Here is a 23,951-nt window from a genome sequence, read left to right as displayed (position 1 = left end):
TGGCGATTGCGCGGAAACTCCGCGTTTACCCGATTTCTTACTCTGTATAACCGATTCATTTGATGCGGCGCAAAAGAAGGCACAGTGCGGCTTAAATTAATCGGTGATCCATAAAGTTTTCAGAAATCCCGCCGTTGATCCAATCAGTGTGGCGTTCGCTTAAGTTCTATCCAGTTGCGGTCCCGGCCGGTCGGCATGGGCGCAGCACGCCCGATGAAAAGCCGAGACGCGCTTCCGGTCGGGCAGCCTATGGAGACAGGGTTATGTTGAAGAATATGTCGATTCGCGCGTGTTTGACCTTGATGATCGTGTTCTTCGGAATCGTGCTGTTGATTGGCGCGGCTGCGGGATTGCTGTCGTTGCGTGCGAACAATATGTCGTTGCAGCAGATGTACACTGTCGATACGCCCGCGGTGGCGGACCTCGAAGGCAGTGCGGGTCAATTGCTGCGACTGCGGCTCGCGCTGGCAACTTACGCATCGCTCAACGATTTGAACGATCAGGACGGCGCGACTGCGGTACTCAAGCGTTTCGACCAGTATCTGAAGATTTCGAATGACCGTTTATCCCATTACATGAGCCGTGCCGATTCCGGCGACGAAGAGCAGCGTCTGATCAAGGAGATGCAGGATCAGCGCGATATGTTTTTGCATAAAGGCGTCGAACCGGCGATGGCCGCATTGAAATCCGGCGATAAGACGGCGTTTCAGGAATTGCAGGCGCATCAGTTGCCGGGTCTTTATAGCGCGTATGAAAAGGCGATGCTGAATCTGGAGAAACTGCAGCTCGATCATGCGGAGAAACGCTTTCAGGATGCGCAGGCGTTGTTCTACGCGATCAGTGTGGCGGTTGCGGTTGGCATGGCCTTGGCGCTGGTGTTTTCGTGGCTGGGACGCGTGGTGCTGGTGAAGGCGATCGTCGATCCGGTCGACGCGACGATTGCGCAGTTTCAGCGGATTGCCAGCGGCGATCTGACGGGTCGCGTGACGGTCACGAGCGACAACGAAATGGGGCGTCTCGCGACTGCATTGCGCAAGATGCAGGAATCGCTGGTTGCGACGGTGGGCACCGTTCGTCAGGGAACCGAATCGATCGATACGGGCGTGAGTGAGATTGCGTCGGGTAATGCCGATCTGTCGCAACGCACGGAGGAGCAGGCCGCGTCGCTGGAGCAGACCGCGGCGAGTATCGAGCAACTGACTTCGACGGTGAAGCAGACGGCCGACAACGCGAAGCAGGCGAGCCAGCTGGCGCAGGGCGCATCGACGCTGGCCGCGCAGGGCGGCGCGCTGACGCAGCAGGTGGTCGGCACGATGCATAACATGGTCGACGATTCGCGGCGCATTGCCGACATCGTCGGGGTGATCGAAGGTATTGCATTCCAGACCAACATTCTCGCGTTGAACGCCGCAGTCGAGGCAGCGCGCGCGGGCGAGCAGGGACGTGGTTTTGCGGTGGTGGCGAGCGAAGTGCGGTCGCTTGCGCAGCGCAGTGCGGGCGCGGCGAAGGAGATCAAGACCGTGATCGACGATTCGACCGCGCGGGTTCAGAGCGGTGCGCAACTGGTGGAGCGGTCGGGTTCGACGATGACGGAGATTGTCGATGCGATTACGCGGGTAAGTTCGATCATGGGTGAGATTGCCGCGGCCGCGACCGAGCAGAGCACCGGGATCGATCAGGTGAATCTTGCGGTTGCGCAGATGGATGAGGTGACGCAGCAGAATGCAGCATTGGTGGAGCAGGCCGCTGCGGCGGCTGGGTCGCTGGAAGAGCAGGCGAGGAAGTTGAGTGCGGCGGTGGCGGTGTTCAGGACGGAAGGGGTGGTGTAGGGGGATGGGTTTGGGTTGGGTTGGTTTTGGTTGGTTTGGGTTGGGTTGGTTGTCCCGGTTTCGCGGTGGTCTGCCTGGATCGTCCCTGTGCGGGACCGCACCTACTTTTCTTTGCTCGCGCAAAGAAAAGTAGGCAAAAGAAAGCGCGTTTACCTCGCACTTCGTAGCGAGTGGCGTCTAGTATTTTTCGGGTAGTGGTCCGCGCACGATTTGAGTTGCCGCACCGCTGGACTTGGTGACGAGGCAGTCATTCGTTCCGGCTGTTCGCTCCGCGACAGCCGACGGGCACAGCCCCGTCTTTTTCTCCTGGCGCTCTTCGCGCGCTGCACTCCGTCCGTCATAACACCCATTTTCCTGGCATGGGCCGGTCTGGCCGCGCGCGCAAAATTCCTGGCTACGCAGAACGTCGAGACCATCGTGAAGGCGGGCTGATGGGATGGCACAAATAGGGCTTTGAGCCGACGCTGGAATTGTCCTAAAGACGGGCGGATGCCGTGACGCAACCGGGTTTTGAATCGACGCCGGAACCGTCGAACACGGGGGCGAGTGACGTGGCGCAAATGGGTTTTGAATCGACGCTGGAACCGTCGAGACGGCGGGCGAATGTCGTGGCGCAAATGGGTTTTTGAATCGACGCCGGAACCGTCGAGACGGTGTGCAAGTGACGTGGCGAAAATGGGTTTTTGAAGTGGGCTACCGCCGCGAAGCGGGCGGGATGTGGCGGCGCGGACCACCACGCCAAACGGACCGCCGAGTCAAAACGTGCGCGGACCACTACCCGAAAATTGACAGACGCCACTCGCTACGAAGTGCGAGGTAAACGCGCTTTCTTTTGCCTACTTTTCTTTGCGCGAGCAAAGAAAAGTAGGTGCGGTCCCGCACAGGGACGATCCAGGCAAACCGACGCGAAACCGGGACAAGCGAGCGTAAAAACGGGACAAGCGAACGTGAAAACGGGACAAGCGAGCGCAACCCCGGGACAACCAAAACAAAACCCAGGCAAACCACCGCGACCCCGAGACAACCAAACAAAAACCCATCCCGCCGAAGGCCCCCCACCATCACTGCTGCGCAGCATAATACCGAGCCAACGCATCAATCTCCTCTTGAGAAAGATGCCGGGCAGCATTCCGCATCTGCTCATTGATATCGTTATGCCGATCGCCCTTGGCAAACGCCGTCAACTGTCCCACGAGATAAACCGACGACTGCCCGCCGAGCCAGGGCGCGGCACCTTTGCGATCCAGTTGCCCATGACACGCCGCGCAAGGCGCGATATTCCGGATCGGATCGCCCTGCATCGCCAGCCTGACAGCACTGCGCCCAGCAGCATCGTCCGAAGCAGAAGCCGAACCCGAATCCGAACCGCCCGCCGCGTTCCCCGAACTCTCCGCCGGCCCCGTCCGCGACAACGACGCGTAATAGTTCGCGAGATCGTGCAAATCCTGATCGCTGCGATTCGCGATGATCGGTTGCATGATCGCGCTCGGCCGCATCCCGCTCTGGTAATCGCGCAACTCCTTGTAGATCACGTCCGCGTATTGCCCGGCCAGTACCGGCGCAGTCACCTGCACGATCCCATGCACGCCATGACACATCGAACAGTTCTGCGTCGCGATCGTCGCGCCCCGGCCGATCGAATCGGCACTCGCCGTCACATGCGCCAACGGCGGCAACACCACCACGTCGCTCGGTTTGTCCCCGGTCGAACCCGCAGCGGCGGTCGCGTCGTTGCCATACCACGTAGACGGTGCGCCAGCGGCCCGGCATATCGTCGTCCACAACCCCTCGTTGCTGAAGTCGGCATGCTGCGACGGCAACCAGATAAAGCCGATCAATCCGGAAATCACCGCTATCGCAATCACACCGCCCACGCTGACCGTGAACCAGGGATTGCGCAAGGAAATCACGCGTTCGTCGCTCATCGCTGCGCTCCCACGACGACCGCCGGCACCGATGTCTGCTGCAATCGCAACAGCTGCATGATCGGCACGCTGTAATTCACGACGGTCAAACCGATCATCAGCGCGACCCACAAGCCGAAGCTGTTCAACGCGGCCGGCACGTGATGCACCGGATGCGTCGCGACGCTGAAGCCGGGAAACTCGGGCTGCGTCTGAGCGGGCCCGAATTGCGACTTCGCGAGGATATACACGAACAGCACGCCCGATATCACCAGCACCACGCCGCCCAACGCCGATACCGCCACCCAGATGGCCTGCGCGTCGAGTCCGGGAGCGCTGTAGTCGTAATACGCCATCCGGCGCGGCGCGCCGAGCAGCCCGACGTAGTGCCACGGGATCGTCACGACCATCATGCCGATGAACCACAGCCACAACTGCGTGCGTACCATCCTCAACGACCCCAGCGAGCGGCCGGTCAGATACGGCCACAATTCATACGCAATCGCGAAATACATGATCACGATCGCGCCGCCGAAAATCAGATGGAAGTGACCGGTCACCCACTGCGTGTTGTGAATGGTCGAGTTCAACTGGTAGCTCATGTTGATCAACCCGCCCGCGCCGCCGAAACCAAGCATCACGAACGAAAACGCCAGCACCAGCATCATCGGGTTTTTCCATGGCAATGCCTTCAGCCAGCCGAATGCGCCCGTGCCGCCGCGAAGCCGCCCGGCAATCTCGACGGACGCGCAGATCGTGAACACGGTCAGCAACGTCGGCACGGAAACCATGCCCGTGAACACTGCATGCAGAAACTTGAAGCCGGAGCCGACCTGCGGATCGGCGAACAGATGGTGGATGCCGATCGGCATCGCGAACACCAGAAACAGGATGAACGACACGCGCGCCATTGAGTCGCTGTACAGCCGTCCGCCGATCGCGCGCGGCACCAGCGTGTAGTACGCGATATACGCGGGGAACAGCCAGAAATAGACGATCGCGTGCAGCGTCCACGAAAACAGCACGCGCGCGAGCCCGGCGTCGATGGTGTTCTTGAAGCCCAGCGCAACCGGCAGGATCTGGAACAGGATCTCCAGCGCTGCGCCCACGGCGGTCCATGCCCACAGATACGCGCCCGCCACGTTCGCATACATCGCCAGCGGCACCGGCTTGCCCGGATTCACCTTTTTCCATACGTGCAGATTGACGCCCATCAGCGCCACCCAGATCCACGATCCGACGACGACCAGCACCACGCCGATGTAGTACAGCGGACTGCCGATCATCGGTGGATAAAACGTGAACAGCACCGATGCGTTGCCCATCGCGACCGGAATCATCGCGAGCACCGCGCCGACCGCCAGCACGATCAGCGCGGCCCACGCCCATTTGAGCCCGACCAGTCCCTGCTTCAACGCCAGTTCGACGATCGCGTAGCCGAAGCCCATCGCGACGAGCGTCGGTAGCACATAGGCCATCACCGTGCCGTGCGCGGTGACGGAGCGGTAATAGAGTTCGGGGTCGCCGATCCAGGGCATGCAGCGGACTGCGCACCAGCATCTGCCACGCGCCCAGAAACAGCGCGATCACGAACGCGACGAAGGCGAGCCAGAAATGCGCGAGAACGAGTCGCTTAGCGTGAAACACAGCTGAGCCTCCGGGAGTTTTTTGCCTGATCGAAGAAAGCGGCCTTGTCGATCACTTTCACGTGCGCCCACATCGTCTGGTGGCCGAAACCGCAGAACTCGTGACACGGCATCAGGTGCTCTGCGGGTGTGTCGAAACGGGTGGTCAGCGTCGAGATGTAGCCCGGCATCACCATCGTGTTGATGTTGGTGTCCGTCACGAGCAGGCCGTGAACGACGTCGGCGCTGGTGGTGCGGATCGTCACCGGCGTGTCGGCAGGCACCAGCAGGCATTGCGGCGTGAACGAGTACTGCTGGGCGACGAACCGCACCACCACCGAGCCGTCCGGCTGCACGGCGGTGCCAAGGTTGTCCTCGACGAATTCGCCCGAGAGTTGCAGCCGCGACGGGTCGATGGTTTCGACCCGCGACGGCGGCATGAACGCGTAATGCACGCCGGCAAACACGACCATCACCAGCAACAGCAGGATCAGTCCGACGACGAAGATGGCCCAGCGCCGTTCGGCGCGCAAGGCGACCGCGTGACCGCGGCCCGGATGGTTGGGTGTTTCGGTCGACATGGTTACTGGATCACACCGCGCGGTAGGAAAACGAAGAAATAGAACGCGAACCAGATCGCGATCACGATGACCGTCGCGGTCCCGGCCACGGCGATCGCGCCGGCCGGTCCGGCGGCGAGCACGCGTTCGACGTCCTCGTCGGTGGGTGGGGCGTCGTGGCTCGGGTCGTTGGCGTCCATCGGCGTTGTCTCCGGAACAGCAGTTCAGCCGCTCGGGCTGGATAGCGTGAGTGGGTGTTTCGGCGCGAGGCGTCGCCGCCCGCTCAGTGCAGCGGCGCCTTGCGCAGTTCGTTCGCTTCGCGCGCGGTGACCGGCTTGCCATGATTGCCCCACGCGGTACGGATATACGTGACCACGGCGGCGGCATCGGTATCGCTCAACTCCTGGCCGAACGGCGGCATGCCGTAGGGCTCGGGATTGCGTGCGGTGCCGGGTGGAAAGCCGCCGTTCAGCACGATGCGGATCGGATTGACCGCCGAGTCCATTTCGATCGACTGGTTACGGGCGAGCGGCGGATAGTGCTGCAACTCGCCTTCGCCGTTCTTGCCGTGGCAGATCGCGCATTTCGCGCCGTAGATCCTCTCGCCGAGCGCAAACACCTTCGTGTCGGTTTTGGCGGGCGGTCCGGATTTGCGGCCGCGATCGTTGTCGGGCAAGGTCTTCAGATACACGGCCATCGCCTTGACGTCGTCGTCGCTCATGTACTGGAGGCTGTGATACGTGACTTCGGCCATCGGGCCGTACACCGCACCGCGATCCGAAATGCCGGCCTGCAACAGATCGACGATGTCTTTTTCGCTCCAGTCGCCGAGGCCGCCGTCCTTGTCGGAGGTCAGCGACGGCGCGTACCAGTTCTGGATCGGGATCAGGCCGCCCGCGAACTGCTCGCTCTTCGACGAGCCGCCGAGCAGATTGATCTTGGTGTGGCACATCGTGCAATGTCCGAGGCCTTCGACCAGATACGCGCCACGATTCCATTCGACGGACTTGGTCGGATCGGCCTTGAACTCGCCTTCGCGGAAATACAGCGTGCGCCACGGGATCAGCATGTTGCGCTGGTTGAACGGGAACTTGAGCGCGTGCGGGCGATTCGGCAGGTTCACCGGCTCGGTGGATTTCAGATACGCGAAGATCGCGTCGGAGTCCTCACGCGTGACTTTCGTGTATTGCGCGATCGGCATTACCGGATAGATCAGCCGGCCGTCGGGCATCTTGCCGGTTCGCATCATGTGGAAGAACTGGTCGGCGCTCCATTTGCCGATGCCGTACTCGCCGTCGGAACTGATGTTCGGCGAATAGAACGTGCCGAACGGCGTTTCCATCGGCAATCCGCCGCCGAATTCCTTGCCGCGCGGCGCTGTATGGCACGCGACGCAATCGCCCGCGCGGGCGAGATATTCGCCGCGTTTGACGATGTCGGTGCTGGTCGCGGTGGCGGCGGCGTGCGCCGCTTGCGCTTTCGCATCCGATGCGGGCGCGGCCGCATGCGCCGCGACGATCGTCGGCGAATGCGGGACGAGCGCGGCAAGCATCATCGCGGCTGCCGCGATCAACTGACGGGGAAGCCGGCTGCGAAGCCGGCTGGTGAGGCCGCCGGAAAACCGGCTGGAAAGCCGGCGCGCGGCGGCGCGAACGGCCGGCTGCGGCGCGGCGGCGGAGCGGATCGGGCGGAAGGTCGGCTTCATTGCGGTTGGCTCCCGCATGCCAGAGGCAGTCGTTCGGCGGACGACGGCGCGGGACGCGGATCGGCCGGACGCGGTTGACGCGCGAGCCAGCTCGACACGGCGGTGATGTCCTTGTCCGTCAGCTTGACTGCGATCGAATGCATGCAGTCGGGCTCGACCGCGTGACGCGTGCCGGAACGCCAGGTGCCCATCTGTCCGGCGATATAGCTCGCGTGCAGACCAAGCAGCCCCGGAATGCCGGGCTGCGCGCCGGTCAGCCGCGCGCCATGACACGCGGCGCAGGCGGGCAACGCGCGGGCGGGATCGCCCTGTTTGACGAGATGCTCGCCGTACTGCAACACGGACGCCGCAACCGGGCTCGAATCCGCGTTTGGATACGGCGGTTGCAGGTCGGCGAAATACTGGCTGATCTTGTGCAGGTAATCGTCGGGCAAAAACGCCAGCAGATAACCCATCGGCGGGTAGGTCCGGCCGCCGTCGCGAAATGCGATCAGCTGGTTGAACAGGTAGTCGGCGGGCTTGCCCGCGATTCGCGGAAAGTAGTCGTTATTCAGTCCCTGGCCCTGCACGCCATGACACGACGTGCACGCCCGCACCCGCTCGTCCATCGCCGACGGCATCGGTCCGGCGACACCGGGCGACGCGGTCGCGCCGGACATCGGCGGTGGCGGTGCGGACGGCGCGTCCGTCCCGGCGCCAAAAACGGCGCCGGCGCGCAACGCGCTCAGTAGGCACAGGAGGAGTAGGACCGAAGATCCAATGTTTCTGCGATGCACGCCAAGCCTCGTCGGAGAAAGTGTACGTATTTCTACGCTTATCTTTTCACGCGTTCTTTGATCTAGAGCAAGTCAATAGCGCAATGCAATATTGACTTTGACTACTAAGCGATGAACAAAACTTTAGGGCGAGAGCGACACACCACTCAGGCGCGGATTGCGCGGAGTGGCTGTTTTAAACATTGGCCGGTGCGTGGAAGCGGAGTCCACCGCACTGCGGGGCAAGAAACTTATTTTCTGCATGCCTATGTATCGGGTACTGAGATTGCAGGATTTTGCGGGGTGCGTCAATGAGATTTAAATGACAGGAATCGGCCGCACGGCCTTGACCGACGCCGCTCCGCAGCGGTGGCGCGTGTGCCGTTTCCGGTCGCGAAATAATGAATGACGCAATTCAACTGCCGTTTAACTTCGCGCAAAGTGGACCGTACGGAATTGTCATTACAGCATTTTTAAATACAAAAAAACCCGACGATTTCATTCAGGCATTTCACAAACCCGTTGCTGCGAAATGTGCATATCGCTGCTTTAAGAAAGCTCCCATTTCGATTTGCTTACATCGATGGTGTGATTGTCGCGCTCGACGCGTCGCATGCGATGCAGTCAATCGGGCATGTCTGAAAAGCGCGTGTCGATATGTGTCCGCGAACGCGCGCTGTACACGTACATACAACAATCTAGAGAGGTCACGATGAACCTGCGCGTCATCCTGGCGGACGACCATCCGTTCGTTCTATCCGGCGTCAAAGCCGCGCTCGCTTCCGACGCCGGTATTTGCGTCGTCGGCGAGGCATCGACCCCCAGCGGACTGATCGATCTGCTGAAGAAAACACCCTGCGATGTCCTCGTCACCGATCTGACCATGCCCGACCCCGATCCCACCGTCGACGACGGCATGTCGCTCGTGCAACGCATCGCCGACACCTGGCCCGCGTTGCGGATCGTCGTACTGACGGGCATCACGAACGGCTCGCTGCTGCGCGCGTTGCACACGCATTGCGGCGTCGCGATTCTGGACAAGATCGGCGTGCTGACCGATCTGCCGGCGACGGTTCGCGCGGTCGCGGCCGGCCAGGTTCAGCTCAGCCGCGCCGTCGACGAATGGGTGGCCGACGCGCCGCCCAACGCACCGCCCGACGATCCGCACTATCTGTCGCGTCTCACTTCGCGCGAAGCCTGGGTGGTCAGGATGTTCGCGCAAGGCAACTCGATCGCGAAGATTGCGGTGCTGCTCGATCGCGATCCGCGCGTCGTCCATCGTCTGAAGCGCGCGGCAATGATCAAGCTCGGCGTCACCAACGATCCCGCGTTGTTCACCTTCATTCGCCGTCAGGCGTCGCCCGGAAAGTAGCTCGCATGCCGAACGATCGAACGCCGATGACAACCATGTCGTATTTCAGAGCAATCTTATGTCTGACGAATAACAAATGTTTGATGCTCGCCAATGGACCGGTTGCAGCGAAAGCGAGTGGAGAAGACATGACAATACCGGGGGACCCGAACGCATGACCGATTCAGAAGATGCGAAAAAGCCCATCAAAGCCATCATCGCGGACGACCACCCGCTCGTTCTTCTGGCCATAGAGCACTTGCTATCGAGTGTGCCGAACATGCAGGTGGTCGGTCGCGCGGTCGACGCGACGCAACTCTTTTCGAAAGTGAGCCGGATCGAATGCGACATCGTCGTCGCGGATCTTTATATGCCGGGCGGTCTGACCGACAACGCCATGTCCATCATCGACGAATTCAAGTGTCGCTTTCCGCATGTCGCGCTCGTCATCCTGACGATGGAAACCAAAGCCGATGTGTTGCAGCAAGTGATCGCACACGGCGCGGACGCGGTGATCAGCAAAGAGGACCGGATCGATCTGATTCACGTTGCCATCGTCTCGGCGATTGCGCGCGAATGCTACGTCGGGCCGGTCGTGCGTTCGTCGATCGCCGACGCCACGCTGATCCGTCGGCGCGACTACGTCCATTCGGTGCTGTCGCGCCGCGAACTCGACGTATTCACGCAGTACGCGTCCGGCATGGGCGTGACCGAGATCGCGTCGCGACTGGGTCGCAGCGTCAAGACGATCAGCGCGCAGAAGTGCACGGCCATGCGCAAGCTGTCCTTGCATAGCGACGCCGAGCTCTTCCGGTTCGCCGCCGAACATGGCGTGATCCCCGAAGACAGGCAACGCAGGCGAAGCTGAGACAGGGACGCGCCGCATAGGCCGGTTCGCGCAATGCGTGAGAGCCGGTAGACGTGCAGCGTGTTCAGAACGATTCAAAGACCGGCGCGCCTGGGGACGCGTTGCGCAGGTGCGCCGGTCTCATCGCAAAACAAAAATATGACAAAGATAATTCGCGTAATTGTTGCCGACGATCACGCTTGCGTGCGGCTCGGCGTTTGCCATCTGCTCGAAGCACGGCGGTCGGTGGCGATAGTCGGTGAAGCGCCGGACACGGAAACGCTCGCCGAATTGATGGACAGCACGCCGCACGACGTCATCGTGTCCGACATCTCCATGCCCGGCATTCATGGCGGCATCAATGCAGTGCCATTTTTACGCCGCATTCTGCGCGATTCGCCGCCGCCGCGTGTCGTCGTATTGACGATGATCGGTCATCCGAATCTGCTGACGGGCTTGTTGCAGATCGGCGCGATGGCGATCGTCGATAAACGCGACGCGGCGCATGCGCTGGTCCTCGCCATCGACGCGGTGATGGCCGGCGACGTGTATCTGTCGCCGCTCGTCAGCGAAGCCATTTATCCGGATGGCGATCTGGCGCAGCCGCGAACGGGCATGTTGAGCGCGCGGGAGTGGGAAGTGTTCCGGTTTTATGCACAAGGCATGCCGGTATTCGAGATTGCGCAGCGGCTCGGCCGAAGCGGAAAAACAATTAGCACCCAGAAGCGCAGCGCGATGCGCAAGCTCGGGTTGGCGTGCGACGCGGAGTTGATCGACTATGCGCGCCAGCTTGGTTTGAACTGATCGACTCGCGAAGAAACGTCTGCTTGAGCGAAAGAAATTTCTCACCTTTCAGACTCGTCCGATTAGCCCCGCGGATGCCGGCTCCGATAATTTTTGGATCGAGGGCGGTCATCGGTTCGACACGACGTGTCGTCATTCCGATGGCTGTGCCTGAGTCCGAAATTAAAAAAAGCATGTCCGAAGATGGGCGCGTTCGCGCTTCCGCTCGCCATGCAATCAGATAGGCGAGTGCAACATGGCGAATTTGGGTAGGCGGTTGTTGGTGGAAGCGGCGGGCACGGCGTGGCTGGTGTTTATCGGTTGCGGCAGTGTGGTGCTGAACGCGGGTTCGATGCAGGCTGGTTATGGCGCGCTCGAAGTATCGCTGGCGTTCGGTCTCGCGCTGGCTACGGCGACGTACGCGGTCGGTCGGTTATCGGGTGCGCATTTCAACCCGGCGGTCACGGTCGGTTTTGCCGTCGCGCAACGTTTCCCGGTCCGCGATCTGGTGCCGTACATTGCCGCGCAAATTCTCGGCGCAATTGTGGGCACGGCGCTGCTGGTGTATGTGGCGAGCGGTCGGCCGGGGTTCGAGCTGGCAGCGAGCGAAATCGGCGCAAACGGCTTCGGCGATCACTCGCCGTCCGACTATCAACTGCATTCCGCGCTGGCGCTCGAGTTGATGATGTCGTTCGCGTTCGTCACCGTGAATCTGATGATGGCGCGAAAAAGCACGTCGCAGACTATCGCGCCGCTGGTCAATGCAGCGTGTTTCGCGATGATTTACCTGCTCGCCATTCCCGTCACCAATGCGTCGATCAACCCGGCTCGCTCGACGGGGCCCGCGCTGTTCGTCGGCGATTGGGCGCTCGATCAACTGTGGCTGTTTTGGGCCGCGCCGCTGACGGGCGCGGTGCTCGCGGGCTTTTTGTATCCGCGGCTGTCCGGACCGGCGTCACGGCGCGGCGCACGGCTCGACGCGCACCACGAAGCGCGCCACGAAGCGGTTTGAGTCTGGGCACGCTCATGTCCTTTCAAACTGCCGTGAATCGTACGTACGCTGTGGTCCGCAATGCGGCGCGCCGCGTGTGGTTCGCCTGCCTGTGCCTGTTGTTGCTCAGCGTCGTCGACGTGTCACCGGCTTTCGCCGATGGCGCGTCGAGCGTGACGACCGGTGCCGCGCCTGTCACGTTGAAGGTTGGCTTGCTGCAGGCCGGCTGGCCGCCGTTCGAAAACATTACCGACGGCCGGCTGACCGGACTCAGCGCCGACTACCTCCGTGCGTTGACGGGCACGTCCGTGACGATTGCGCCTGTCGTGTTCAGCGACATGTCACAGCTTCTCGCGGCGGCCTGCGCTGGCAAGGTCGATGTGCTGATGAGCATCGCGCGAACGCCGGAGCGCGAGCACTGTCTGCGCTTTACTACGCCGTATTTCCGCGCGTCGACGTCCGTGGTGATTAACCGCGACGGCGCGCTCAAAGTGGCGGGCCCTTCTGACCTCAGCAACGCGCGCATCGCGATCGAAAAGGGCTTCGCGCTGGAACGGTCTCTGAGGGAACGCTTTCCGCGCGCCCGTTTCACCACCTATCCCGATACGGGCGCGGCGCTGCAGGCCGTTATCGTGCAGGCGGCGGACGTGTACGTGGGCTTCACGCCGACGGTGCAATTCGGTCTTGCCGACACGCGTGCGCGCGAATTGCGCGTGGCCTTCGAGGAAACTGGCAAGACCGGCGAGTTGCGGTTCGCGGTGCCGCGCTCGCAGACCGCGCTTCGCGACCAGCTCGATACGTCGCTGACCCGGCTGCCGGCCGGCACCGAAGCGCACATGCGCGCGCGCTGGCTTGGCAGTCGTGCGGCACAGACGCGTGACGCTTCCCCACGCCGTCTCGTGCTGACACCTGACGAGCAGGCCTGGTTGCTTGCGCTGCCGCCGTTGACGGTCGGCTTCGACAGCGGCTGGCCGCCGTTCAGTCAGGTCGATCCGGCCGGTCGAGCGGGCGGTGTCGCCGAAGCGTATCTGGACTACCTGAGCAGGGTGCTCGGCATCACGTTGACTGTCGCGCCCGTCGATAACTGGGCAAGCGCCATTTCATCGTTTCAGCAAGGCGATCTCGCGATGCTGGCCACCGCGTCGCGCGCGGACGTGCGCCTCGCCCAGTCGCTACATACGCGTGCGTATGAAACCTGGCCGCTGGTGATCGTCGGTCGTCAAAGCGAACCGGCGGCGCGCGGCCCAGCGGATTTCGCCGGACGCCGCATCGCCGTTTCGACTCATCTTGCCGGCTCGATGCCACCCGACCTGCGCGCCATTCCGGACGCCACGATGATCGTCGTCCCGACGCTCGATGCCGCGCTCGATCTCGTCGAGCAGGGCCGCGCCGACGTCGCGATCGGCAATTCCGCCGCCGTCGATGTCGAACTGACGCAGCGCGATGTCGGCGCGCTCAAGATTCTCGCCACGCTCAATCAAACCGATGGGCTTGGTTTCGCCGTGCGTCCCGATCTTGCGCCGCTGGTCGGTCTGATCGACCGTGCGCTGGTGGCCATGCCCGCGTCGGACAAGCAGCGCATTCACCAGAAGTGGATCGGTGTCGCACAGAATGCGTCACCGGTCTGGAGCATTACGGCGGTCCGGCTGTTGCCGCTGCTGATCGGTATCGCGGTTGCGCTGCTGGTGACGCTGCGCGCCTACATGCTGCTTCAGCGCGAAGTGAAGTTGCGCAAGCACACGGAAGGCGAACTGGCCACGCAACTGAATTTCCAGCAGACCATGATGGAGATGGTGCCGTATCCGCTCGTCGCAAAAGACCTGGACGGGCGATATATCGCCATCAATCGTGCATTCGAGGAATGCTCGGGCTTGCAACGCGCGCACGTGATCGGACGGCGCAGCGTCGAAGTGGAGGCGTGGGGCTCGGCGAATACCGGCAGCATCGAAAGCATGACGCGCCATATGCTCGAAACGGGCGAGCGTGCGTTTGTGGAGCTCGAATTTGCCGGGCGCGCGGGCGATATCCGGCATGGCCTGTTCTGGTCGGCGATGTGTCATGGCGTTAGCGGAAAGCCGGTTTGCGTGCTCGGTACGATGGTGGACATCACGGATATTCGCCGCACCGAAATGCTCGCGCGCAACACGGAGCGGCGGCTATTCGACGTGACGCGATCCTTGCCTGCGGTCGTGTTCCAGTTGCGACGTGACCCTGACGGCACTTACACGATGCCGTATATCGGCGGTGACACGACGCATCTGGTTGGCGTCGAGGGTAACGTCCGGATGCAGCGCGGCGAGGTCGATTTCGGGCGTGTATTCGAAGACGATCTGCCGTTGCTGCTCGCCGATCTGTCGCGCTCGGCCAGCGACGGCACGCCATTGCATATGGAATTTCGCCTGATCGGCGACGAAGGTCTGAAGTGGGTTCGCGCGGAACTCGTGCCGCGTCGCGAGCCGGACGGCAGCGTCGTGTGGAGCGGCTATTGGGTCGATGCAAGCGTCGAACATGCGCGCTCCGATGAACTCGCTCGCGCCCGCGACCAGGCCGAAGCCGCGTCGCGCGCAAAAGACGATTTCCTCGCCATGATGAGCCACGAAATCCGCACGCCGATGAACGGTGTGCTCGGTCTGGTCGAAGTGCTGGAGCGCACGCCGCTCAATGCGGATCAGGGTGAAATGCTCGGCATGATCCACGAATCGGCAGGGGCGCTTTTACAGATTCTCGACGATCTTCTCGACTTCTCGAAAATCGAAGCCGGGCGTCTGACGCTGGAAGCCGAACCGATCGACATTCGCGAAATGGTCGATAGCGCGGTCGGGTTGCTGGCGGGACGGGCGCATGAAAAAGGCCTGAAGGTACGCGTCGATATCGCGCCGGAAGTGGCCGCCACATTGCGCGGCGACAGCGTGCGCCTGCGACAGATCCTGTTCAATCTGCTCGGCAACGCGATCAAGTTCACGCAGACGGGCGAAGTCGATGTCAACGTGACGGTCGCGCGCGATATCGGCGCGCGGCAAACCCTTGAAATGACGGTCGCCGACACGGGCATCGGCATCGACCCCGAAGGGCAGGCGCGGCTGTTCGAACCGTTCGTGCAGGCGGAATCGTCAACGACGCGGCGTTTCGGCGGGACGGGACTCGGCCTGACCATCTGCCGCAAGCTGATCGATCTGATGGATGGGGAACTGACGTTGCACAGCGTGCCGGGCGAAGGCACGCAGATCACCGTTCGCATCACGATGCCGGTTGAGATGTCGATGTATCGGCTCGGTGGTTTGCGCGGCAAGCGAGGGGTGGTGATCGTCAGCGATCAACGTGTCGCGCAGGCACTTGTTCATTTCGGGCAGGCGCTCGGTATCGCCTTGCGGCGCATTGCGCCCGGCGCAGCGGAACTCGACGATCCGCTCGCATTCGCGAACCTCGATCTGATTTTCGTGAGTGAAGACGTCGATCTTCCAGCGGCGGCGCGTGGAAGTGCGCGTGTCGTGTGTCTGACAGAAAAACCGAAGCCGACGGGCTACCGCATTCTCGACGATACGGTGCGGGTGAGCATCAATCCGTTGTCGTGGCGTGGACTCAACGCGGCTTGCGCGGCCGCGCTGACGGGGTTATCGACGCCGTCGCCGCGCAGCACCGGCGCAGCCGAGGCAATCGCCGCGCCACCCGACCGGGAGCGGGCAATTGCAAGCGGCCGCTTGATCCTCGTTGCCGAAGATCATCCGGTCAATCAGGAGTTGATCCGGCATCAACTCGCGCTGCTCGGGTTTGCATGCGACGTCGTCAACGACGGCGCAGAAGCGCTCGCCGCGCTGGACGAAACCATCTACGCGTTCCTGATCACCGACTGTCATATGCCGAATCTGTCTGGTTATGAGTTGGCGCGGAATGTGCGCGAGCAGGAGCGCGACGGTGGGGGAACCCGTCACTTGCCGATTCTCGGCATCACCGCGAACACCGCACCGGAAGACTTGCGGCTCTGTCGCGATGCCGGGATGGACGACTGTCTTGTGAAGCCGACGCGGCTGGCGACGCTGCGCGAATATCTCAGCCGATGGTTCGGCGTCGATACGGCGCGCCCCGTTTCCGCAGTGGAACCCGAAGGTGGCGGCGCGGCGCCCGGTCTGTCGATGCCGACGTTGAACCGCGCATTCGTGCCGGTCGATCTCGCACATATGACGCAGCTTTGGGGCAGTGAATCGACGGTGAAGGCGTTGTTGGACTCGTTTGTCACATCGGTTCGCGACGACGTGCGGGCGCTCGCACCGTTGCTCGACACGGCGCATGTCGAATCGCTGCGAGAGTGGCATCACCGGGTGTCGGGGGCGGCGGGCGTGTTGCAGTATCCGCCGCTACTTGCGGCGTTGCAGGACTATCGCATCGGGATGACGTCGAAAAGTGCGGACGCATTACGCGAGGACGGCGCGGCGCTGGCCGTTCGCTGCAATGCGATGCTGGACGGCATCGAAGAGCAGGCGGCGTTGCTCGCGTGAGTCAGCGCGAGCGCCACCGCATCTCGTACAGGCGAAAAAAAACGCGGCCTAGGCCGCGTTAAGACTTGGAGACCTCTTCGATGAAGAAGTCACTTCTCGCAATGCGAAGGATACTCGCGGTCGGCGTTTTCATTTATCGCAAATCTCGCAATTCACTGTTTGAAAAATCCATCGGGAGGGGCGGTAACGCGCCGCCCCTGAAGTAAGCGACCGTGAAATCGACGAAGGAGCGCGTTTTAGCCGGCACATGACGCCGCCCTGGATATACCAGCGACACTTCCTTGTCTGCGTGGACGATCCGATAGGTTGGCAGCACATGAATCAGCGCGCCGTTTGTGAGGTCGGCCGCGACATGATTTTCCGGAAGAATGGTGACGCCCATGCCGGCAAGCGCCGCCTGGCGCAACATCACGGCATTGTTGACCGCGTAGGCGGGCTCCAGCTCCACTGTTTCTTCGCGGCCGTCAGGGGCGGCGAAATCCCACGCCGTGCTGTGAATGTTCGCCGACGGCGCGAGGAACGTATGCAATGCGAGATCCGGCGGCGTAGAAGGCAAACCGTAAGCCGCGAGATAGCCGGGCGACGCAACCGCAATGGCCTTGACCACGAACAGCGACCGTTTGATCAACGTTCCCGAACTCACCTGACCCGGTCCGACGATGCCCACGTCGAAACCTTCCTCGATCAGATCCACCGGCCGATGCAGCAACGTGACAGCAAGCTTCACGTCAGGATGAGACGCCCGGTAACGCTGCAACAGCGGTGTAAGACCGAATAACGAAAACGACGCAATCGCCACGAGCTTCAGTGTGCCCGCCGGGACGCTCGAACTCGTCGCGACGCGTGACTCCATCGTTTCCAGTTGATCGAGCAGTTGCCTGCACCCCTCCGCATATTCAAGACCCGCTTCCGTCAGCGACACGCTGCGCGTTGTCCGGTTGATCAAACGCGTACTCAGATGCGACTCGAGCAACGCGACATAACGCGTCACCACTGCATTGGACAAGTCCATGCTGGCCGCCGCCCGTCCGAACGAGCCGTTTTCCGCGACCTGTAAAAAGACCCGCATGGCCTGCAACTGATTCATCTTCAAGGTAAGGCTAAAACCGATTGGCAACGGGTGCGAAGCAACTGCATGGATGTGCACCGGGTAAGTATCAGCACGAACCCGGATTTTCGGATCTTAGTTCAACTGCATCGTCCGGGGGTGCAGCGTAATCAGAAGCGTGCGTAGGGATATCCCGAATCCTTTTTGTGGTTGAACGACAACGCTTTATTTAGATAAGGATCGCGAAGCAGTTAAGGAGATAGGGCGAGGCCTTGAATAGAAAGCGTTAGTCGGTGGTTGAGCTGAAATATTCGAGTAATTCAAAAAGGCTTTTGTGTTTGCCGACGTGGTCGCAACGAAAGTCGTCAACCTAAACTCGGTTCTGCAGATCAGCCGGTGTCCGGTCAAAAGCGGGCAGCGTTGGCGCGGCGCACATGCATGAACTGCACTCGCGCTGTGCAGAAAAATCGGATCAACAGGTCCAGCATTTAGGAATCGACATGAAAAAGGCATTAGTTTTCGCGGCTGTTTCGGCCACCTTCGCGAGTGCGGCTTACGCGCAAAGCAGCGTGACGCTCTACGGCGTGGTCGACGCAGGCTTTAGCTACGTGAACAACGAAATCACGACCAAAGCAAACGGTGACGTCAGCAAGGGCGCGGCGTACCGGATGACCAGCGGCAACCTGTCGGGAAGCCGTTGGGGCTTGCGTGGCGCGGAAGACCTCGGTGGTGGCATGAAGGCCATCTTCACGTTGGAAAGCGGCTTCAACGTGATGAACGGTACGTCGGCGCAAGATGGCCGCATGTTCGGCCGTCAGGCGTTCGTCGGTGTGTCGTCGCAATTCGGTACGCTCACGCTCGGTCGCCAGTACGACTCGATGGTCGATTTCGTCAGCCCGTTGACGGCGGCCGGAAGCTGGGGCGGCACGTACTTCTCGCACCCGTTCGACAACGACAACGCCGACTCGTCGCTGCGTATCAACAACGCGGTCAAGTATCAGAGCGCGAACTATGCCGGCCTGTCGTTCGGCGGCCTGTACGGCTTCTCGAACCAGACCGGCGGCTTTGCAAACAACCGCGCGTACAGCGTCGGTGCGGGCTATCAGAACGGTCCGATCAAGCTCGGCGCGGCCTATCTGCAAACCCAGGGCGTGAATACCAACACCGGTGGCGCAGTGCAGGACGCGCCATCGGCGGATGGCATCTCGCCGGCGTTGATGAGCAAGAATCAGCGTACGTGGGGCGCGGGCGGCAGCTACGAATTCGGACCGGCTAACGTTGGTGTCGTCTACACATCGACCCGCTATCAGTTCGCGTTGAGCGACGGTTCGCTGCGTCTGAATAACATCGAAGTGAACGGCCGCTACAACCTGACGCCGGCACTCGCACTGGGCGCGGCCTACACCTACGTGCAGGGCAAGGCGACGGGCGGCGGCGTCGCTGCTGCGACGCACTGGAACCAGTTCGGCCTGCAAGCCGACTACGCGCTGTCGAAGCGCACCGACCTCTACGCCGAAGGTGTCGCCGCATTGGGCACGGAGAGCGCGAAGGGTTCGACGCAGATCTACGGCACGAACGCGCCGTCGTCGAGCAAGACGCAAGTCGTCGTGACGACGGGCATTCGTCACCGCTTCTAAGCAGTAGTCGAGCTTCGTGAGGAAAGGCGCCGTGCACGGCGCCTTTCCGCTTTCTTGCCTTGCACGTGAATGTCTACGTCAAGTCACGGTTTGCGCCCATACACTTTTGCAAAGGTTTTGCTCTAGTATGTGGTGGCGTCGCGGGCAGGGTGGCGGGTGTCCGTCGCTTTGCAGCGCCGCATTGAGCACGGAGACCACCATGTTTGCGCTTCGAAACCTGAGTTTGATTGCGGTATGTCTGGCGTTCGCGTCCAGTGCCGCGTATGCCGATACCGTCGCGCTCAAGGCCAACCTGCAACCGTCGAGTGAAGTTCCGCCGCGCGTCAGTCACGCACACGGCGAGCTCAATGCCAACTTCGACACGTCCACCCGGTCGTTGCAATGGACGGTCACTTATGACGGCTTCACATCGGCGGTGACCGGCGCGCATTTCCACGGTCCCGCGCCCGTCGGCCAGAACGCGAAAGTTCAGGTACCAATCGAAAAGAACGCACTCGCCAGCCCGATCAAAGGCTCCGCCGTGCTGACGGAACGCCAGGTCACCGATCTGATGGCCGGTCAGTGGTACTTCAATATCCACTCGGCGCAGAACCCGGCAGGCGAGATTCGCGGCCAGGTGTTACCGGCGAACTGAGCGTCGCCGCGGATGACACGTCAGGCGTCGGCATGGCCATTCGCGCCGTCGGCATGATTTGCGCTGCATGATGGGCACAACGCACGCTACCCACGTCATCGCCTCATCGCTTCCATTGTCTCGAATTAGAAGTCGTCGTCCAGCGGCGTCGGGCAACACGCACGTACCATGACATATGACCGTTCATGGAGTGTGCCCCGATGAGTTGGCAAAGTTCGCTGGCCTGCTGGTTTTTGCGTCGGCAGTTTCGGCCGGCTACGATGAAGTCCGAGATCAGCGTCGAGTACGCGCGCAAGATGACGGCGAAGCGCGCTTACTCGCCGAAAGTGCCGCGCGGCTGGCGGCTTCGCGAGCAATACGGCGCGGACGCAGACCCGTTGCGCGGCGAATGGATCGAACCGCTGCCGAACGTACCGGACGTACCGGACACGCCGGGCATGTCAGCCCCGTCGGCGCACCGCACAACCCTTCTTTATCTGCACGGCGGCGGCTATTACTTTTGCTCGCCGCGATCGCATCGCTCGATCGTGTTCGGCCTCGCGACCCGCGCAGGCGCGTCCGCGTTTTCGCTCGACTACCGGCTGGCACCTGAACATCCGTTTCCCGCCGCACTCGACGACGCGCTCGCAGCGTATCGCCGGTTGATCGCGGACGGCATTGCCGCGCAATCGATCGTCATTGCCGGCGACTCGGCGGGCGGCGGTCTCGCGCTCGCCACGCTGGTTGCGCTTCACGACGCCGGCGACGCAATGCCCGCAGGCGCGATGCTGTTTTCACCGTGGACCGACCTCGCCGCGACCGGCGCGACCCTCAAGAGCAACGACGGTGTCGATCCCATGTTCCATGGCGAATCGATCGAACGTGCCGCGAAGCTGTATCTCGCGGAGACGCCCGGCACGCATCCGTACGCGTCGCCGGTGTATGCGGATCTGCGCGGCTTGCCGCCGTTGTCGATTCAGGCGGGCAGCACGGAAGTGTTACTCGACGATTCGCTTCGCGTCGCCGACAACGCGCGTCGCGCGGGCGTGCCCGTCGATATGCAGGTGTGGCCCAAGATGCCGCACGTGTGGCAGATGTTCACGCCGTTTATCCCGGAAGCGAACCGCGCGCTGGATCGCGCGGCCGCGTTTATCCGCGAGGCCACGCGCGACGCGCACGACCGGATGTCCGAATCCGGACAATCCAGTCAAGCGTCCAGCGCGACGTCGATGGTCTGATACGCGGCTTCGACCACGTCCGTGCCGTACTGGCGCTCCAGTCGCCGCACCGTGAAGTGGCCGTGCGCGACGTGCTGGAAGTGGTCGATAAACACGGTGTTGACCATTGCACCGAGCACGGCGCCGATCGCCGGGATCGATTTGGCTGCGATCTGTTCGCTGACCTGCACCGAAAAACGCCCGGCGATCGTGTTGAGCAAGCGCAGCAACGCGGCCGAACCGTGCGTCGTAAAACCCTTGCTCGCAATCTCCGTCGATGCCTTCGATACGGCCTGCGCCAGCGCGCCGCGCATGATGAAGTAGCCGAAATCCGCATCGTCGTCGGACTTCGACGTGCCGCCCATTCCCAATACCGTCAGACACTGCAATTGGGCGTCGATACCCGTCAGATTCTCGCCTTCGCTGCGTGCGATATCGCAAATCGAGCGGAACATCAGCGTCGTCGTGACCGGCAATTCGACCGGCAATGCGAACAGACCGAACGCGCCACCCGCTGCGCCGGTGGTCGCCACCGCGAACTTGTGCAGCAGATTGCTCGGTTTATCGGGCGTGGCGAGCGACATCGCCGGATCGCTGCGGCCGAGCGTGCGCAGCGCGATCTGCAAGCATTTGCGAAGCGCGGCCTGAGTCGCGTCGGTGACTTTTTCGTTGGCTATCGCGGGCATTCGCGCAATCAGCTTTTCGAGCGGCGAGCCGACGATGCTCGCCAGTTTCATCGCCAGCGCGGGACTTTCCAGTTCGTGCTTCGCGCGTCGGAGCGCGATCAGATCGTCATTCGACAGCGTCGTCGGCGACGCGGTGAGCGGCGTGGACTCCATAAGCCTCCCTTGTTGAAACCCTGTGATTTGTATGACCAACCCATCACAAAACAGGTCGGTTCGTGACGGATTAGAGCCGCGCAAAGTGGTATGATTCCCGATCGCTTGACGCGTCAACTATTGCGCTATCAAAAATGGCTGTCCATACCGCCGCCCATCACTCGAGTGGGCAAGTTTTACCGTTCCGTGAATCTCTTCTGGCGATGCTCGGCATCTCCTTCGTCACGATGCTGGTCGCGCTCGACCAGACCGTGGTCGGCACCGCGCTGCCCACTATCGTCGCCGAACTGAAGGGTTTCGAGTTGTACGCGTGGGTCGCCACGTCGTATCTGCTCACTTCCGTGATTACCGTGCCGATCTTCGGGCGGCTCGGCGACTATTACGGTCGCAAGCCATTCGTGATCGCGTCGATCGTGCTGTTCACCGCGGCTTCGGTGTTGTGCGGCGCCGCCGACGACATGCTGTTTCTCGTGCTCGCGCGCGGCCTGCAAGGCATCGGCGGCGGCATGCTGGTCGGCACGGCGTTCGCCTGCATCCCCGATCTGTTTCCCGACTCCGTGATCCGGTTGCGCTGGCAGGTGCTGATGAGTTCCGCATTCGGCATCGCGAACGCGGTCGGGCCGTCGCTCGGCGGTTTTCTGACGCAGTACTACGGCTGGCGCTCGGTGTTCTACGTGAATCTACCGGTCGGCCTGTTGTCGCTGTTTTTCGTGTGGCGTTTTCTGCCGCATCTGCGGCATGTCGCGCACGAAGGAAAGATGCGTCTCGACTGGCCCGGCGCGCTGCTGATCGCCGTTGCGCTCGGCTGTCTGCAACTGTTCGTCGAACTGCTGCCGAAGCACGGCGTCACGTGGACCGCAGCGACCTTGCTGGCCGTCAGCGTCGCGTCCGCCTATGGGTTGTGGCAGTGGGAAAAGCGCTTTCCGCAAGCCATTTTGCCGGTCGACATGTTTCGCAATCCCAGCCTCGCTGCGCTGTTCACGCTCGCCGTGCTCGGCGGTTTCACGATGTTTTCGCTGCTGTTTTACGCGCCGCTGCTGTTTCAGGGCGGTTTCGGGATGTCGCCGAAAGACGCCGGTCTGGTGATTACGCCGCTGGTCGTGTTCATCACGATCGGCAGTATCGCCAATGGCCGGATCGTGTCGCGGATCCGCAATCCGAATCTGATGCTGTATCTCGGCTTCACGTGCATGGCGCTGTCGTGCCTCGGCACGGTGATCGCCACCCGCTCGATGCCGCAATGGATGTTGATGGCGTTCATGATGGTCGGCGGTCTCGGACTCGGCTTCGTGATGCCGAACCTGACGATCTTCGCGCAGCAAACCGCCGGTCGCGAACATCTCGGTATTGCGACCGCGCTGCTGCAATCGTTGCGGATGATCGGCGGGATGATCGGCACGGCGCTGACCGGCACGCTGATCTCGCATATGTACGCGAGCGGCGTGCGCAGCGTGCTCGATCGCGATCACGCGAGCCAGTGGTTCGTCGATCTCGGCGACCCGCAGATCCTGATCAATCACGACGCGCAGTCGCGTCTGCTCGGTCAGATGACCAACACCGGCCATAACGGCGCGATGCTGCTCGAAGCCGCGCGCGAAGCGCTGGTCGCGGCGATTCATATCGGGCTGGCGCTGGCCGCGGTGATCGCGGTCGTATCGATCTGGCAAAGCCGCCGTGTGCCGCAGATCAAGCTGCAACGCCACGTCGAGCCCACGATTCTCGCCGACTGAGCGCCGGGCTCCCACATACCGCTT

17 protein-coding genes and 1 pseudogene are annotated in these 23,951 nt (G+C 62.0%); 10 read left to right on the top strand and 8 right to left on the bottom strand.

What is annotated here, in order from left to right:
- Nucleotides 1-263: 263 nt before the first annotated feature.
- A complete protein-coding gene (locus PW947_RS03860) occupies nt 264-1,829 on the top strand; it encodes a methyl-accepting chemotaxis protein (protein WP_299629747.1) in 1,566 nt (521 codons plus the stop codon).
- A 1,061-nt stretch (nt 1,830-2,890) separates the two neighbouring features.
- Here the strand turns inward: PW947_RS03860 and PW947_RS03855 are convergent.
- The 6 genes and pseudogenes from PW947_RS03855 to PW947_RS03830 all read right to left on the bottom strand — a co-directional run bounded on the left by PW947_RS03855 (nt 2,891) and on the right by PW947_RS03830 (nt 8,399).
- Entirely contained in the window at nt 2,891-3,754 is an 864-nt protein-coding gene (locus PW947_RS03855) for a c-type cytochrome (protein WP_299629746.1), read from the bottom strand.
- Nucleotides 3,751-5,380 (bottom strand): annotated as a pseudogene (locus tag PW947_RS03850) (b(o/a)3-type cytochrome-c oxidase subunit 1). Before PW947_RS03850 ends, PW947_RS03855 begins: the two are co-directional and overlap by 4 nt.
- Nucleotides 5,367-5,939, bottom strand: a complete 573-nt coding sequence (locus tag PW947_RS03845; protein ID WP_299629744.1) for a cytochrome C oxidase subunit II — start codon at nt 5,937-5,939, stop codon at nt 5,367-5,369. The pseudogene PW947_RS03850 and the gene PW947_RS03845 overlap by 14 nt, the downstream one beginning before the upstream one ends.
- 2 nt (nt 5,940-5,941) lie before the next feature.
- The gene (locus tag PW947_RS03840) at nt 5,942-6,118 is read right to left on the bottom strand and encodes a hypothetical protein (protein WP_299629743.1); all 177 of its coding nucleotides are present in this window, start codon (nt 6,116-6,118) and stop codon (nt 5,942-5,944) included.
- An 83-nt stretch (nt 6,119-6,201) separates the two neighbouring features.
- Complete coding sequence (locus PW947_RS03835; RefSeq protein ID WP_299629797.1) at nt 6,202-7,473, bottom strand: cytochrome c; 1,272 nt, start codon at nt 7,471-7,473, stop codon at nt 6,202-6,204.
- A gap of 146 nt (nt 7,474-7,619) precedes the next feature.
- On the bottom strand, nt 7,620-8,399 hold the full coding sequence (locus PW947_RS03830; protein WP_299629742.1) for a c-type cytochrome: 780 nt from the start codon (nt 8,397-8,399) through the stop codon (nt 7,620-7,622).
- A 691-nt stretch (nt 8,400-9,090) separates the two neighbouring features.
- Between PW947_RS03830 and PW947_RS03825 the strand changes: the two genes are divergently transcribed.
- The 5 genes from PW947_RS03825 to PW947_RS03805 all read left to right on the top strand — a co-directional run bounded on the left by PW947_RS03825 (nt 9,091) and on the right by PW947_RS03805 (nt 16,843).
- Nucleotides 9,091-9,750 (top strand): response regulator, encoded by a 660-nt coding sequence (locus PW947_RS03825; protein WP_299629741.1) that lies wholly within the window; start codon nt 9,091-9,093, stop codon nt 9,748-9,750.
- A 154-nt stretch (nt 9,751-9,904) separates the two neighbouring features.
- On the top strand, nt 9,905-10,597 hold the full coding sequence (locus PW947_RS03820; RefSeq protein WP_299629740.1) for a response regulator transcription factor: 693 nt from the start codon (nt 9,905-9,907) through the stop codon (nt 10,595-10,597).
- A gap of 138 nt (nt 10,598-10,735) precedes the next feature.
- Nucleotides 10,736-11,380 (top strand): response regulator transcription factor, encoded by a 645-nt coding sequence (locus PW947_RS03815; RefSeq protein ID WP_299629739.1) that lies wholly within the window; start codon nt 10,736-10,738, stop codon nt 11,378-11,380.
- Nucleotides 11,381-11,615: 235 nt separating this feature from the next.
- Nucleotides 11,616-12,371: an aquaporin Z gene (aqpZ, locus tag PW947_RS03810; RefSeq protein WP_299629738.1), complete on the top strand. Its 756-nt coding sequence runs from the start codon at nt 11,616-11,618 to the stop codon at nt 12,369-12,371.
- Between the two features lie 14 nt (nt 12,372-12,385).
- A complete protein-coding gene (locus tag PW947_RS03805; RefSeq protein WP_299629737.1) occupies nt 12,386-16,843 on the top strand; it encodes a transporter substrate-binding domain-containing protein in 4,458 nt (1,485 codons plus the stop codon).
- Nucleotides 16,844-16,976: 133 nt separating this feature from the next.
- On the opposite strand, the gene PW947_RS03800 is transcribed toward PW947_RS03805, so the two are convergent.
- Complete coding sequence (locus PW947_RS03800; RefSeq protein ID WP_366146090.1) at nt 16,977-17,912, bottom strand: LysR family transcriptional regulator; 936 nt, start codon at nt 17,910-17,912, stop codon at nt 16,977-16,979.
- 479 nt (nt 17,913-18,391) lie between these two features.
- On the opposite strand from PW947_RS03800, the gene PW947_RS03795 reads away from it, so the two are divergent.
- The 3 genes from PW947_RS03795 (at nt 18,392) to PW947_RS03785 (ending at nt 21,379) form a co-directional block, all read left to right on the top strand.
- Nucleotides 18,392-19,528: a porin gene (locus tag PW947_RS03795; RefSeq protein ID WP_299629736.1), complete on the top strand. Its 1,137-nt coding sequence runs from the start codon at nt 18,392-18,394 to the stop codon at nt 19,526-19,528.
- 199 nt (nt 19,529-19,727) lie between these two features.
- Nucleotides 19,728-20,162 (top strand): CHRD domain-containing protein, encoded by a 435-nt coding sequence (locus PW947_RS03790; protein ID WP_299629735.1) that lies wholly within the window; start codon nt 19,728-19,730, stop codon nt 20,160-20,162.
- A 200-nt stretch (nt 20,163-20,362) separates the two neighbouring features.
- Nucleotides 20,363-21,379, top strand: a complete 1,017-nt coding sequence (locus PW947_RS03785; RefSeq protein WP_299629734.1) for an alpha/beta hydrolase — start codon at nt 20,363-20,365, stop codon at nt 21,377-21,379.
- Here the strand turns inward: PW947_RS03785 and PW947_RS03780 are convergent.
- Nucleotides 21,349-22,197 (bottom strand): EcsC family protein, encoded by an 849-nt coding sequence (locus PW947_RS03780; protein ID WP_299629733.1) that lies wholly within the window; start codon nt 22,195-22,197, stop codon nt 21,349-21,351. The two genes, PW947_RS03785 and PW947_RS03780, sit on opposite strands and share 31 nt — an antisense overlap.
- A 134-nt stretch (nt 22,198-22,331) precedes the next feature.
- Here PW947_RS03780 and PW947_RS03775 point away from each other — a divergent pair, with 134 nt between their 5' ends.
- Nucleotides 22,332-23,927, top strand: a complete 1,596-nt coding sequence (locus PW947_RS03775) for an MDR family MFS transporter (RefSeq protein ID WP_299629732.1) — start codon at nt 22,332-22,334, stop codon at nt 23,925-23,927.
- Nucleotides 23,928-23,951 lie beyond the last annotated feature (24 nt).

It is taken from the genome of Paraburkholderia sp. (assembly GCF_028283785.1).
In the GTDB taxonomy this organism is placed as follows: domain Bacteria; phylum Pseudomonadota; class Gammaproteobacteria; order Burkholderiales; family Burkholderiaceae; genus Paraburkholderia.
This window is presented reverse-complemented; position numbering and strand designations above follow the sequence as displayed.